The organism is Nonomuraea sp. NPDC049129 (genome assembly GCF_040648495.1).
Lineage (GTDB): Bacteria > Actinomycetota > Actinomycetes > Streptosporangiales > Streptosporangiaceae > Nonomuraea.
This window is the reverse complement of the sequence record NZ_JBEZDU010000004.1, coordinates 124,059-137,603: the sequence shown is the minus strand read 5'-3', so window position 1 is coordinate 137,603 and position 13,545 is coordinate 124,059. Positions and strand designations below refer to the sequence as shown.

At 70.2% G+C, this 13,545-nt stretch carries 8 protein-coding genes and 1 pseudogene; 3 read left to right on the top strand and 6 right to left on the bottom strand.

The genetic code is table 11. The annotated features are described in order from the left end of the window. The gene (locus AB0B64_RS13495; RefSeq protein WP_358177150.1) at positions 1-342 is read left to right on the top strand and encodes a hypothetical protein; all 342 of its coding nucleotides are present in this window, start codon (positions 1-3) and stop codon (positions 340-342) included. A 116-nt stretch (positions 343-458) separates the two neighbouring features. Here the strand turns inward: AB0B64_RS13495 and AB0B64_RS13490 are convergent, their stop codons facing one another. From AB0B64_RS13490 to AB0B64_RS13480, 3 genes and pseudogenes are all read right to left on the bottom strand, one after another. Continuing rightward, the gene (locus tag AB0B64_RS13490) at positions 459-1,655 is read right to left on the bottom strand and encodes a cellulase family glycosylhydrolase (protein WP_357943096.1); all 1,197 of its coding nucleotides are present in this window, start codon (positions 1,653-1,655) and stop codon (positions 459-461) included. Between the two features lie 66 nt (positions 1,656-1,721). Then, a pseudogene (locus AB0B64_RS13485) lies at positions 1,722-2,573 on the bottom strand (CBM35 domain-containing protein); the annotation flags it as partial. A gap of 266 nt (positions 2,574-2,839) precedes the next feature. Next, a complete protein-coding gene (locus tag AB0B64_RS13480) occupies positions 2,840-3,379 on the bottom strand; it encodes a hypothetical protein (RefSeq protein WP_358177148.1) in 540 nt (179 codons plus the stop codon). A 306-nt stretch (positions 3,380-3,685) separates the two neighbouring features. Between AB0B64_RS13480 and AB0B64_RS13475 the strand changes: the two genes are divergently transcribed. Beyond that, complete coding sequence (locus AB0B64_RS13475; RefSeq protein ID WP_358177146.1) at positions 3,686-6,595, top strand: BTAD domain-containing putative transcriptional regulator; 2,910 nt, start codon at positions 3,686-3,688, stop codon at positions 6,593-6,595. Here AB0B64_RS13475 and AB0B64_RS13470 read toward each other — a convergent pair. Further along, entirely contained in the window at positions 6,584-8,863 is a 2,280-nt protein-coding gene (locus AB0B64_RS13470) for a hypothetical protein (RefSeq protein ID WP_358177143.1), read from the bottom strand. The genes AB0B64_RS13475 and AB0B64_RS13470 overlap by 12 nt on opposite strands. A 289-nt stretch (positions 8,864-9,152) precedes the next feature. Here AB0B64_RS13470 and AB0B64_RS13465 point away from each other — a divergent pair, with 289 nt between their 5' ends. Beyond that, the gene (locus tag AB0B64_RS13465; protein ID WP_358177140.1) at positions 9,153-9,950 is read left to right on the top strand and encodes a hypothetical protein; all 798 of its coding nucleotides are present in this window, start codon (positions 9,153-9,155) and stop codon (positions 9,948-9,950) included. 81 nt (positions 9,951-10,031) lie between these two features. Here AB0B64_RS13465 and AB0B64_RS13460 read toward each other — a convergent pair whose 3' ends face one another. Further along, entirely contained in the window at positions 10,032-11,645 is a 1,614-nt protein-coding gene (locus AB0B64_RS13460) for an AbfB domain-containing protein (protein ID WP_358177138.1), read from the bottom strand. 68 nt (positions 11,646-11,713) lie between these two features. Further along, positions 11,714-13,456, bottom strand: a complete 1,743-nt coding sequence (locus tag AB0B64_RS13455; protein WP_357941803.1) for a sigma-70 family RNA polymerase sigma factor — start codon at positions 13,454-13,456, stop codon at positions 11,714-11,716. Between the last annotated feature and the right edge of the window lie 89 nt (positions 13,457-13,545).

Here is a 13,545-nt window from a genome sequence, read left to right as displayed (position 1 = left end):
ATGGGAACGGAATACGGCCTGCACATCACCGGTGGGCAGGTCAATGGGCCCATCGCGATGGGCGCGCACGCCCGCGCCACCGTCAACCACCTGGGCTCTTCGGGGCCTGGTACGGCCGAGATGCTGCTGGATCAGTTGGAGAGTCTGCTCGGCGAGCACGAGTCGGTCGTGGACGAGCCGGGAAAGGCGCGGCGGGACGCGGCTGACGTCCGGCGGGAGCTGGCCGAGGCCGAGCCGGACCGGTCGCGCATCCTCGACGCCCTGAAGCGGCTCTCGCTCAGGGCTGGCGAGGTGTCGGTCATCGTCGAGGTCATCGGCAAGATCCGCGAGCTGTTCTCCTAGGACCCCGGCTGTCTCGTCATCCGACCGTCTCGATCCGTGTGACGGTCCGTGGTGGCTGGGGTCCTTTGAGAGATACCCCCTTCGGGGGAGAGAAAAGGGAAGCGGTCTGACGTGGGTCAGAAGTCGTCGGGGGTGCGGATTCGGTCGCGGACCCACACGCCGGCCGCCTTGAGGCGAGAAGTGCCGGTGAAGGGGCCGTTGGGGCAGGTGCCTTCGGTGAAGACGGCGCCGGAGCGTTCGTCGTCCGAGTAGTTCCAGTTCGTCCAGCTGATCTTCTTCTGGGCCATCAGGTCGAGGTACTGCTGCGACCTCGTGAAGTTGTTCGACCCGTCGCCGGAGGAGGTCTGGGTGCCGAACTCCGTGACGAACATCGGGAGCTTGTCGGCGGCCCTCGACAGGGTGTTGAGGTATTCGGTGCCGTGGGAGGCCGCGTAGAAGTGGAAGGTGTACATGATGTTGGTCGCGTTGACCGGGTTGTTGACGACCTCGGTCTCGCTCGCGCCGTCGGAGACGCCGAGGGAGGACCAGGCGCGGGTGCCGACCAGGATCGGGGTTTCGGGGTCGTACTGCCTGATGACGGGGATGAGTTGCTGGGCGTAGTTCCTGATCGTGGACCAGGAGACGCCGCTGGGCTCGTTGGCGATCTCGTAGAGCAGGTTGTTCTTGCCGTTGTGCCGCTGGGCGATCTCGGTGAAGAACGTCTTGGCGCGGGCCAGGTTGTAGTTGGGGTCGCCGGGGGTGAGCATGTGCCAGTCGACGATCGCGTACATGCCTCTGGCCGTCGCCTGCTCGATCAGGTTGTGCACCCGGTCGGTGAACAGGCGGGGGTTGGTCTCGTAGCCGTCCTCCTGGATGTACATGGAGATGCGCAGCACGTCGGCCTTCCAGTCGTCGGCCAGCGCGTTCAGTGACGCGGTGTTGAGGCACTGGTAGTACCACTGCAGGCCGTGCGAGCTCATGCCGCGGAGCTGGATCTCCTTGCCGTGCTCGTTGCAGAGCCTGACCCCGCAGACGTGCAGTTGGCCGTTGGCCGCGACGGGGGTGCCGGTGCCGCCCGCCTGGGTGGTGGCCGTGACGGCGGCGCTGCGGTCCGACTCGTTGTCCGACGGGTCGCGGGCGGTGACCGTATAGGTGTGCGTGCTGCTGGGCGCCAGTCCGGTGATCTGGGCGGTGGCGGCCGTGACGGTGGCCACGACGGTATCGCCCTCGCGTACGCGGTAGTCCTTGATGGTGCCGCTGTTGTCCGTGGCGGCGTCCCAGGCGAGCGTGATGGAGGCGGACGTGGTGCCCGTGGCGCGCGGGTTGCCCGGCACGGACGGCTTCTCGGCGCCAGGTGGTCCGATGACTGAGGTGCTCAGCCGGTCGAGGTTCGGCCCGCCGTTCGCGGTGGTGGACGTGGCGCGGACGGTGTTGGCGCCCGCGCTCAACGCGGCCGCGACCCTGACCTCCTGCCAGGTCGTCCAGGCGCCGGTGCCGGGAAAGTCCCGGTTCACGGTCGTGCCGTTGACCGCGATGGCCATCGGGCGGTTGACCGTGGTGCCGTTGGCGAAGCGCAGGGCCAGCGTGGCGTTGCCGGCGGTGGCCGCGTTCACGGTGAACTCGACGTACGAGCCGACGACGTTGTCGAGGTTGACGAAGCCCGTGCCGGTGTAGCCGGCGTGGTTCGACTCGACCACGCCCTGCGAGATCGTGGCGTTCTCCGCCTGGTAGTCGTTCGACGGCGCGGCCACGTCGGCGTCGATGTAGTCGAGGTTGGGCCCGCCGTTGGCGGTCGTCGCCGTGGCCCTGACGGTGTTGGCGCCCGCGTTGACCGGCGCCGTGATCGTGACGTCCTGCCAGGTCGTCCAGTCACCGGTGCTCGGGAAGTCCCGGTTGACCGTGGTGCCGTTGACCGCGATGGCCATCGGGCGGTTGACCGTGGTGCCGTTGGCGAAACGCAGCGTGATCGAGGCGGTGCCCGCGCTCGGGGCGTTGATCGTGGTCTCGACGTAGCTGCCGGTCAGGTTGTCGTAGTTGACGAATCCTGTCCCGCTGAATCCGGCATGGTTGGACTCGACCACACCCTGCGAGATCGTGGCGCTCTCCGCCTCGTATCGGGTGGGGGCGACGGCTCGGGTGGTGGGGGCGGCCTGGGCGGGGGCGGCCTGGACGGCGGCGGTTTGGGCGGGGGTGACGGGTAAGAGGGCGGCGGCGAGCGCGGCCAGCGCGACGAGCCGGATGGATCGGTGCATCGGGGGGGTGCTCCTACTCGTTTTATTAGGAAAGTTAACTAACGAGTAATGTGGAGCGTAGATCGGAGGTCTTCCGGCGAGCAAGACCCAAATCTGACCGCCCCAGTCAGACTCAGGTCTTGCTCACCGAGGACCGCGTGCGGTGTCCCTATCCAGGGCCATCGCCGGGCCCCTGCGGTGCGGCCACCGAGGGCCGCACCGGCTCAGCCGCCGAGAGCCGCGTCCTGGCCGATGGGTGCGATGCGGTGGCCAGGACGCGGTCCCTGTCACCAGGGGGCGGTGCAGATGGCCCGGCTGCCGGGCACGCCCCTCGGTGCCCCGCAGGCGCGGAACTGCAGGTTCGGATCGCTCGAGGTGCGCGCGGCGGGAGTGGTCACGATGTCCCCGTCCCAACGGGCCTCGAACGGACCGCAGTAGCCCCAGGTACGGCCCCCGTCGCTGGTCACGTCAAGGGTGACCCAGTCGCCCTGCTTGGCGCCGGACAGCTGGGCCCAACCGTGCTGGATGCCCTGGATCTTGCCGTACATGAGGTTGAACTGCGGGCGTCCGTTGGTGCCGCCCCAGCGGACCATACGGGCGGACTTCGGGTCGTTGCCCGTGAAGTGCCACCATCCACTGCAGTCGATGGGATCGGCCGCAGCCACCGCCGGACGCGCCGCCGCCGCCGCTGCCACCGCTGCGTCGCCCGCCGGACGTGCCATCGCGGACACAGACGCCGCCCCCGCCGGACGTGCCGTCACGGACGCGGGCGCCGCCGACGCGCTCGGCGCGGACACAACGGCGCCGGCGAGTAGAATGGCCGACACCGCAGCCACCCCGAGATGTCTTTTCTGCATGTTTCTCCCCCTGCTCTACGTGAAATTCCTGACCCCTTGTCGTCATCACGGTAAACAGCTGCCCTGTCAAAAGGCTGACGTCATCCTTTCGGCAACCTGTCGCCCCAGCGCGGGGCGGCCGTATTAAGGATGGCTACGAAGTAGAACTCCGGACAGGATGTATTCCGGGACACGCGGAAACCGTCCTTCCTTGCTGCATGGTGGAGAGTGCGAACAGGTGATCGTGTCATTGGGGATGGCGCGCACACCGACGGGAGATCGCGGAAAGGTCCACGGATGGAAACGGGTACGGGGATCCGGTTCAGTGTGCTGGGACCACTGGAGATAACACGCGGCGGCCGGCCGGTACGGCTCTCGGCGGCCAAGCAGCGCATCGCGCTGGCGACATTGCTGGTGAACGCCAACCACCACGTACCGCCCGACAAACTCATCGAGTACGTGTGGGGCGACGATGTGCCCAAGCAGGCGCGCGCGGCCCTGCACACCCAGATGACCAGGCTGCGCCGGGCACTGGACGACGGCGCCGACGGGCGGCCGCTGATCGAGACCATGGGGGCGGGATACATCCTGCGGGCCGACGCCGACACCCTCGATGTCGAGCGGTTCCGCGAGCTGGCCGGACAGGCGACGCTGGCGGCCGGGGCGGGCGACCAGGCGGGAGAGTCCGGTCTGCTGCGTGAGGCGCTCGGGTTGTGGCGGGGCCCGGTGCTGGTCGACGTGGTGTCGGAGTCGCTGCACCGCGACGAGGTGCCCCGGCTGGGAGAGGAGCGGATGCGGCTGCTGGAGCGCTGGTTCGACCTCGGGCTGCGGACCGGCCGCCACGAGGAGATCATCGCGGACCTCAAGGCCGCCACCGCCGAGCACCCGCTGCGCGAGCGGCTCTGGGAACAACTGGTGCTGGCCCTCCATCTCGCCGAGCGCCGGGCCGAGGCGCTCGAGGTCTACCGCCACGTCGCCGCCCTGCTGCGCGAGGAGCTCGGCATCGATCCCGGCAGTGAGCTGCGACGTCTCCAGCAGGCCGTGTTGAACGGCATTCCCTTGACGACGCCGGAGGCGCCCGCCGAGCTCGAGACCTATCCCCCGGCCCCGGTGCCGCGCCAGCTGCCGTCCGATCTCGCCCGGTTCACCGGCCGCCACACGGACCTGGCGAAGCTGTACGACTTACTTCCGGAAGAAGGGGAGCATCGGCCCATCGTCATCGCGGCGATCGGTGGCGCGGGCGGGGTCGGAAAGACCGCGCTGGCCGTGCACTGGGCCCACCAGGTGCGGGAGCGCTTCCCCGACGGGCAACTGCACATCGACCTGCGCGGGTTCGGCCCCGGCGAGCCGATGGCGCCCGCCACCGCCCTGGAGATGATGCTGCGGTCCCTGAACGTACCCGCCGACCAGATCCCCACGGCGGTCGAGGCCCGCTCCGCGCTGCTGCGCAGCACGCTGGCCGGTCGGCGGGTGCTGGTGCTGCTGGACAATGCCCGCAACACCGCCCAGGTACGACCTCTGCTCCCCGGGTCTGACTGCCTGGTGCTGGTGACCAGCCGCACCCGCCTGGCCGGGCTGGCCGTACACGATGACGCGCGGCACGTCTTCCTCAGCAGGCTGCCTGAGGCGGAGTCGTACACGCTCCTGGGCAAGATCCTCGGCGCCGGGCGCGTGTCCGCCGAGGCCGAGGCCGCGGCCGAGCTGGCCCGGCTGTGCGCCCACCTTCCGCTGGCGCTGGCGATCAGCGCCGAGCACGTGACCCGGCGGTCCGGCGCGCGGCTGGCGGACCTGGTCGCCCAGTTGCGCGACGAGCGGTCCCGCCTCGACCTGCTCGACGTGGACGACGATCCGCAGATGAGCCTGCGGGCGGTGTTCTCGTGGTCGTACCAGGCGCTCGATCCGCGGGCCGCGCGGGCGTTCCGGCTGCTCGGGCTGCACAGCGGGACGGAGTTCGGGGTCGGCGCCGCCGCGGCGCTGATCGGGGTCCCGCCCGCCGAGGCACGGCGGCTGGCCGAGATCCTGACCGACCGGTGCCTGCTGGAGACGGGCGGCGTCGAGCGGTATCGCATGCACGACCTGATGCGCGTCTACGCCGGCGAACGGGTCGAGGCGGAGGAGTCCGACGCCGACCGGCTGGCCGCGGTCAAGCGCCTGCTGTCGTGGTACCTCCACACCGTCGACCAGGCCGACCAGGTGCTCAACCCCCAGCATCAGGGCCTGCCGCTCCCGCCGCTGGAGCCGTCGTGCGAGCCGTACACCTTCTCCGGCTACGACGCCGCGCTGTGCTGGCTCCAGACCGAGCACGCCAACCTCATGGCCGCCGTACGGCGGGCCTTCACGCTCGGCCAGTACGGCGTGGCATGGCAGCTGCCGTGCGCGCTGTGGAGCTTCTTCAACCTGCGCAAGCACTGGGACTCCTGGATCTCCAGCAACGAGATCGGCCTGGAGGCCGCGCTGCTGCTGGGCGACGCGCACGCCGAAGCCACGATCCGCACCAGCCTCGCGCTGGCTCACTGGGACCGCCGGCAGTTCAAGGACGCGCTCCCGCACGCCGAGATCGCGCTGGCGCTCCAGCGTGATCTCGGCGACCGCTGGGGCCAGGGCAACGCGCTGAACACGCTCGGCCTGGTGCACCGGGACCTGGACGCGGCGGAGGCGGCCGTCGTGTGCCACCGGGAGGCGCTGGCCATCTTCACCGACCTCGGCTATCACTGGGGTCAGGCCATCGCCTCGGCCGGGCTCGGCCGGGCGCTGCTCGCTCTCGGCCAGCCGCGTACAGCACTCCAGCACCATCTGTCCGCGCTCGCCGCCTTCCGCGCGATCGACAATCTCTGGGGCGAGGGCATCGCGCTGACCGACATGTGCATCACGTACGCCGCGCTGGGCGACCACGAGGAGACGATCCGCTGGTGCTTCCGCTCGCTCGACCGCAGCCGTGAGATCGGCGACTGCAACACCGAGGCCCGCACCCTGCACATCCTCGGCCAGGCCCTGGCGGCGACCGGCTGCCCGGTGCTGGCCGTCGAGACCTGGCGGCGGTCCCTGACCATCTTCGACCACCTGGCCGACAGCGAGGCGGCACAGGTGCGCGCCGACATCGCCGAGGTGGAGGCGGAGACCGGCTTCTCCACGGAATCCATGCTCGAACCGGAGAAAGCCTGGCTCTCGGACATCGTCGCCTCATCCCGCGTCATCTCATCCCGCTGAGTCCTGCGGGCTCCACCGGCTCAGCACGGATCGCGCGAAGCCGGTGAGGAGATGGGTCTCGCCATAGATCCGGGCCGCGTCCTCGGCCGCTCGCGCGCCGCGCCGCACCGCGGCTTCGGGGTCGCCGAGCCTGCCGAGCTGGTGCGCGAGGATGACCTCCCCTGCGAGGACATGCGCGTCACCGGCGCCGAACACGCTCCGGCCCACCTCCAGGGCCCATTCGGCGATCTCTCTGGCCCGCTCGTGATCTCCCGCCCCGTCCATCCGGCCGCCCACCCACCAGGCCAGGTTGGTGAACAGCGTCATGGCGCCCCAGCCGTCCAGCGCCCCCTCCTGGAGCACACGTTCACCCAGTTCGTCGAGCCAGGCGACGGCATCCGCGTCAAGCCGCGGGTCGCCGATCTCCTCGAGGGCGGCCTCGATGTTGTCCAGGCTGTCGGCGATCTCGCTGTCACCGATCGCGACCTTGTCGGCGGCGAGCTCCCGCCAGAGCTCGACCGCCCGGCGGGGATTCCCGCCCCACCGGGTCCAGATCGCGATCTCGAAGCGCCCACCGTGCACGATGCCGCTGTCCGCCCCGTGCACCCGCGTACCGACCTCGACCAGCTCCTCCGCCAGCGCGAGCGCCTCTTCCGTGCGGCCCACCGCGCCGATCTGGCGGGCCAGCGTCAGGCGGCACGCCAACGTCTGCGCGTGCTCCGCGCCCAGGAGGCGTTCGCTCTCTTCCGCGGCCGCCCGCGCCAGGTCGAGCGCCCGGGCGGGATCTCCGCTCTGGTGAAAGCGCGCCCCGATCCACCAGGCCACCCGGTCTCGGAGGGCGATCACCTCCTCCGGCGGGGCGCCGCTCTCGGCCGCCCTGGCCAGGGCTCGTTCCAGCCAGCTCACCACGTCCTCATCGCGGCCGGCCGAACTCATCATGTGGGCGAAGTCCAGCGCCGCCTCGAGAAGCCCCGCGTCGAACGCCTGGTGAAGGGCACGCTCGGCGATATCCGTACGGTTCCGGAAATATGCCGACCAGCCGACCTCCACGACATCACTCGCGGTGACGAAGGAGACGACCGCCTCCCAGGTCTGTCCCGGCACCTCGGGCAGGCCCTGGGCCTCGTCCAGAGCGTCGGCCAGATAGTCGAACGCCACATACTGCTCGTCCTCGGCCGGAACGAGCAGGCTGCTGGTCGAGTGCAGCGGTTGGGTCGCCCAGTCCAGTGCCTGCTCCCACGATTCCGGGCGAACACCGGGCCGCAGGTAGCCCTCGTGTAACTCGCGCAGCAACGACAGCGGCACCGGCCGCTGCACCCCCGCCCGCCGTACATCGACCGCCGCGCTCACCAGCGCGGCGCCGCGCGGCCGGCCCTCCGGCCAGGAGCCCTGAGCGTCCAGCCATTCCTGGAACAGCTGCGGGCCGGCGGCCAGATACTGGCTCACGCCGTACTGGTCGCCATGCTCGAGCGCCTGGCGGATCCGATGATCGTCGACGTCGGCCGCCGCCCGCCGCTCGTCCGGCGACCACAGGCGCTCGATCCGGATCTCCAGCGCCTGCTTCAGCACGGCTCCCGCCAACCGGTGCGCCTGCCGGTCGCTGTCGCTCAGACCCGAGCTCGCCCGAGGGCTGTAGCGAGCCCGCTCGTGCGACCTCATCGTGGCCAGGACCACGCAATGACGGTCCGGGGCGGCGATCAGTGGGCTGATCATCTCCGCCGTCAGGCCGTCCACGCCCAGGTACAGGTCCAGGTCGTCCAGCCAGACGACGCTCTTGCTCCGGCGCCGCGCCAGGTCCAGGGCCTGCGGCAGGTCCGGCTTGCCCACCGGGCGGATGAACGTGTGGTCCGGCAGGCACGCGCGCATCGCCTCGTAGGCGGCTCTGGTCTTGCCGGCCGTCGACTCGCCCACGACCAGGACGAACCTGCTCACGGCCAGCGCCCGCTCCAGGTCGTCGCTCCGGTCGCGGCGGGTGTACGGCGGGCATCGGTCGATCGTGCCGTCGGGCCCGGTCAGCGGGGGCGCCAGGTGGACCCCGAGGCTGAGCGGGTCTTCGATGTCGCGCACCTGGAGCGGCTTTCGGCGTTCGCCGGTGTAGAGCTGCGGCTGCGTGGCCGCGTTCCGGTCGATCGCGCGCTCGGCTCGTACGGTGAGGACCGCGGCCCCGCCGCTGACCGCCCCCACCAGCACGGAGCCGACCAGCGCGGGCATGGACGAAGCCAGGAGGGAGACGACCGCGCTGGCCGTCGCCGCGATCACCAAGAGCCACCAGCCGCGCAGCCGCCTCACGTATCCGCCGCCCTCCGTCGCCCCATATGCAGCAGAGTATGACTCAGATGTACATGATCTTGCATGGGAATCGGCGCGATATTCGACGGCGAACGCCTCCCGGCTACGGCGTTCCATTCCGTTCCACTCGGTTCCATTGTCGGGACGAATATCGACCGCGCGGCCCCGCCACCAGGCAATATGCATAATTGTCCGCGCCATAAAGAATATGCGCCCTTTTACCTGTCCCGGGACCGTGCGCATACCCTCTAATTGCGGCACATCCCCTTCAGAGAGGTGTGCACCACACATGAGAAAGATTCTGTCCATCCTGGCGTTGGCCGCGACCATGGCCGGTGTTCAAGCGGTCTTCGCCTTACCGTCCCGCGCGGACACGTTGGCGGCCCTCTTCGGTAACAACCTCCAAGTGGTGGCGGCCCAGGGCAAGGTGAACAACATCACCGTCTCCACCGACGCCTCCGGCAACGTACTGGTCTCCGACACCGGCGACGTGGTCCGCGCCGACGGCGGCGCCTGCGCACAGGTCACGGCCAACCAGGTACGGTGCCAGGGCGTCATCGTCATCCGGATCTTCGCCGGCGACCTGGACGACACCATCACCAACAACTCCGCGGTGACCACGCAGCAGTTCGGCGAGGCCGGCCGGGACACCCTCAGGGGCGGCAGCGCGGGCGACACCCTCTCCGGCGGCCTGGGCGACGACACCGCGTTCGGCAACGGCGGTGACGACATCTACCAGGCCGACAGCATCGATGGCCGGGACAGCTTCTCCGGCGGTCCCGGATCGGACCTGGCGGCGTACAACAACCGGGGCGCCGCCCAGACCATCACCCTGGACGGGGTGGCCAACGACGGCACGGCCGGCGAGGGCGACAACGTCGGCGGCGACGTGGAGCGGGTGTTCGGCGGCGCGGGCGCCGACCGGATCACCGGCAACGCCGCGGCCAACGAGATCCGGGGCGGCAACGGCGACGACGTCATCAACACCGTCGACGGGATCGGCGGCAACGACACCATCAGCGCCGACGGCGGCACCGACACGTGCGACTCCGACAGAGGCGACACCGAGCTCAACTGCGAGATCTGACGAAAGGTGCCCGGGCGGCGCGGTCACACCGCCGCCCGGGCACTCGGGTCAGGTGGTCGGGCTGAAGGAGCCGTCGCCAGGTCAGGCGGTCGGCTTGAAGGAGCTGTCGCCGCGGAACAGCGTCGTGTCCTCTGCCTTGTCCAGGCGGAGGGCATCATCGCGGTGGCGGACGAACCGACCAGGGTAGTTGGCCGACTCCAGCCGCACCGAGCCGTCCACCGTGCCCTGGCGAGCGTGGAAGGTCGCGTCGCGTTTGAACAGCGCGGTGCCGTCGTTGGAGTCGAACCGGATTAGGAAGTTCTTGTGCCGCAGGTATCGGCCCTCGGAGTCGACGAAGGAGTATCCCTTGGCGTCGGACAGGCCGGGCACGATGCGCAGCGCGAGCGCGGTCGCCCCGATGCGGCCCACGGCACCTGCGGCCTGGATGTACGCCTTCGGGCGATTGACCGACTGGAAGGCCCGCGAGACGCCCGTCGGCAGCAGCCCGCCCCCGCCCGCGGCCGTGGCCCTGGTGAAGGTCAGCGTGCCGAAGCCGAGGTTGTCATACTTGCTGCCGCCGTAGTCCCCGCCTCCCCCTTCAGGGGCGAGCCGCTTGCCGTACGCCTCGATGTGGGGCACCGGCAGGCCCCGGCGGACCCCGTAGTGGTTGTAGAGCACCGCCCAGACCGGGTCGTTCATGCCGCGCCCCGCCGCGCTGACCTCCGTCTGCTCACGGGGTGCGCAGTTCTGTCCGGTCCCCCACTTGTACGTGGTGAACGGCACGCTCTCGCCGAGGTTGTATTTGGCGACATACTGGGCGCCCTTCATGAACCGGTCGTCGGCGTAGCCGTACAGGTCGATGCCCTGGTTCCAGGCCATCTCGCACAGCACGCCCATCAGCCCGATGCCCAGGCTGGCATGGCCCTGGTCGCGGCCGCTCTCCTGCCACTGGCCGAGGCCGCCGGGGTGGAGGAACGGCACCGCGTTCATGATGGCGCCGTTGCCCTTGCCGTGCTTGAAGTACTCCACGGCCTGGTCGACCTTGGCCTGGTCGTCGCAGAGAATGCCGATGGCCAGGATGGAGGCCATGGCGCACAGGTCCCAGTTGGCCCAGTAGTTGGTGATGCAGGCGTCGTTGTGCCCCCGCAGGAACCGGTCGTTCAGCGGGTAGAAGACGGTGAGCATCATCTTCTTGAAGCGGTCGAGGTCGAAACCCGGGTAGCCGCGCATGATCTCGCCGACGTTGGCCAGTTGCCAGCCCTGGATGCCCGCCGCGAGGAAACGGTCGGCGTTGCCCGTCACCGCCTTCAGCGCGGCCGACCAGGCGTTGAGGATGTCGCGGGCGGCGTCGCCGTGGGCCTTGTCGCCGCTGATCTTCCAGCGCAGCGCGTTCTGGTAGGCGGCGGCCACGTCGATGGCGAGCTGCACGTGGTTCGCCCCCGTACCGCCTCTGACGACCGTCTCCACCGGGCGAGCCTTCCAGGTGCTCTTGGAGCGGCTGTTGGCCACCAGCTTGTCCCAGCCCGCCTTCCACGGCTGGGCTCCGGCGTTCACCTGGGCCCGCATCCGGTCGAAATCCGGCTGCGTGTGCAGCATGCCGGGGTGCCTGAGCGCCGCGGCCGAGGCGCCGGCGGGCAGGGCGGGGAGTACGGCGGCGCCCGCGCCCACGGTCACGGCCGCCTTCAGCAGGCTCCGGCGGGAGGGCTGCGTGGTCATGGAAGTCCTTTCCCAGGGGTCACTCTTGTCACAGGAGACGGAGCCGCCTGCCGCTGATAACAGAAATTTCAGGATGAGACCCGACTGCGCTGGGGCACCGTCGCGGGGTCGGCGGGCCGCGCCCTGGTGACGTACTGCGGGACGGGGGCACGGTCGTCACCGGTGTCGCGAGTCAGGCCGTAACGGACGATTCCCCTGGCGGGGTCGAGCCCGGTGGAGATGTCCCGCCAGACCTCGCTCCAGGTCCGGGGCGCCACGTTGAGGTCGATGTCCGTGCCGCTCTCGTTGTTGTGGATGGTGACCCGGCCGTCCAGGTAGTAGAACTCGTTCTGCCACATCTGCTGCTGACCGGGAGGCAGCCGGACGAAGCCGGTCTCGGGAGCGCCCATCCAGGTGACGCCCGGCGCCTGCTCGTCGTCCATCCGCCGCCCACCGCCAGACGCGACGTGGAACAGTTTGCCCTTCAGCCCGGTCCAGGTGGCGGCCCGGAAGTCGCCGAGCCGGCTGCGGTAGAGGATGCCCCAGCGGACCTCGAAGTAGCCCTTGCCGGTGATGGTGATGTAGTCGCCCCGGTGCGTTATCTGGGGGGCGCCGCCATACCTCGAGTAGCCGTGTTTCCCGCCGATGGCCAGCGTGCCCGCGGCGCGCCGGGGCAGCGGGGCGGGACGCCGAGCCTTGGGCGGCGCCTGGTCCACCGTGTCGACGGTGCGCCCGTACAGGCCCGCCGGACGGCTCCGCGTCGGCGTCGGCTTCGGCGTCGGCTTCGGTGTCGGCTTCGACTTCCGCAAGGGGCGCGGGGAGGAGGCGGAGACGGAGGTCGCGATCACCGGCGCGGCCTGCCGGGGCGGCGGCTCGGGCTGGAGGTTCTGGACGATCACCGCACCACCGGCGATCAGCGCGGTGCCGACCGCCGCGATCGCGACGGGCTTGGCCGCCAGCGAGGAACCCACCGCGCCGGCCGCCACCTTCCCCTTCGCCACCAGGCCGCCCTTCAGCACTGGTACGGCTGCCGTCCGCGCCATCTCCAGCAGGCCCACCGCGAACCCCGCCGGGACGGCCACCAGGCCCAGCCCCGCCAGCAGCCGGTCGGCCGGAACCAGGTCTGACAGACGATCCGCGCAGATCCGGCACTCGCGTACATGCCGCGACAGCCGCTTGCGCCACAGGGGTGACGGCGTGCCCGTCCAGCCATCGGCCACGTACGCCAGCCCGGCGCAGGGGGGACGGGCCGAGAGGGCCCGCACCACCGCGCGGGCCGACTCCAGCCGCCGCTTGACCCGCTGCACGCGGACGGCCGCGTGTCTCTCCTTCAGGTCCAGGCCGGCTGCCAGCTCCGCCCGGGTGATCTCGTTCGCGGCCTCCAGCCACCACAGCGTGAGCACCTCACGGTCGTCGGCGTCGAGCCAGCGACTGGCCTCCACCGTCTCCTTGCGCTGCCCGGAAAGGCCGAGCCGGGTGACGGTGAGACCGGCGAAGTCGGCACTGGCGTCCGCCATGCCCAGCGCCTCGTCGAGGGCGGCGGTGTTGGTGGTGGCGGCGGCGGCCCGCCGCCACTCCCGCACCTGGTTCAGGGCGATGGCGACCAGCCAGGATCGGAAGCTCCTGGGATCGCGCAGTCCGGACAACCCGGTCACGACCCTGGCCATGGTCTCCTGCACGACGTCGTCCACGTCCGGGTGGCCGTTCATGGCGCGGCCGGCGATGTTGTACACGAGCTGCAGATGGCTCCTCACCAGCTCGTCGACCGCTCCGTGGTCGCCCGCCCCGGCCGCCAGCACCGTTTCGACCTCGTACGTCGAGCGCGCGTACATCCATCACCCCGATCCGGAACTCCGATGCTCCGACCAGGAGACGGGAACATCACCACTGAGATAACACAAAACACAAATTTGTCGCTTAT

Bases quoted from the DNA above. Each gene is read 5' to 3' on its own strand.
- AB0B64_RS13495 (WP_358177150.1), top strand. From the start codon at position 1: ATGGGAACGGAATACGGCCTGCACATCACCGGTGGGCAGGTCAATGGG.
- AB0B64_RS13475 (WP_358177146.1), top strand. From the start codon at position 3,686: ATGGAAACGGGTACGGGGATCCGGTTCAGTGTGCTGGGACCACTGGAG.
- AB0B64_RS13465 (WP_358177140.1), top strand. From the start codon at position 9,153: ATGAGAAAGATTCTGTCCATCCTGGCGTTGGCCGCGACCATGGCCGGT.
- AB0B64_RS13460 (WP_358177138.1), bottom strand. From the start codon at position 11,645: ATGACCACGCAGCCCTCCCGCCGGAGCCTGCTGAAGGCGGCCGTGACC.
- AB0B64_RS13455 (WP_357941803.1), bottom strand. From the start codon at position 13,456: ATGTACGCGCGCTCGACGTACGAGGTCGAAACGGTGCTGGCGGCCGGG.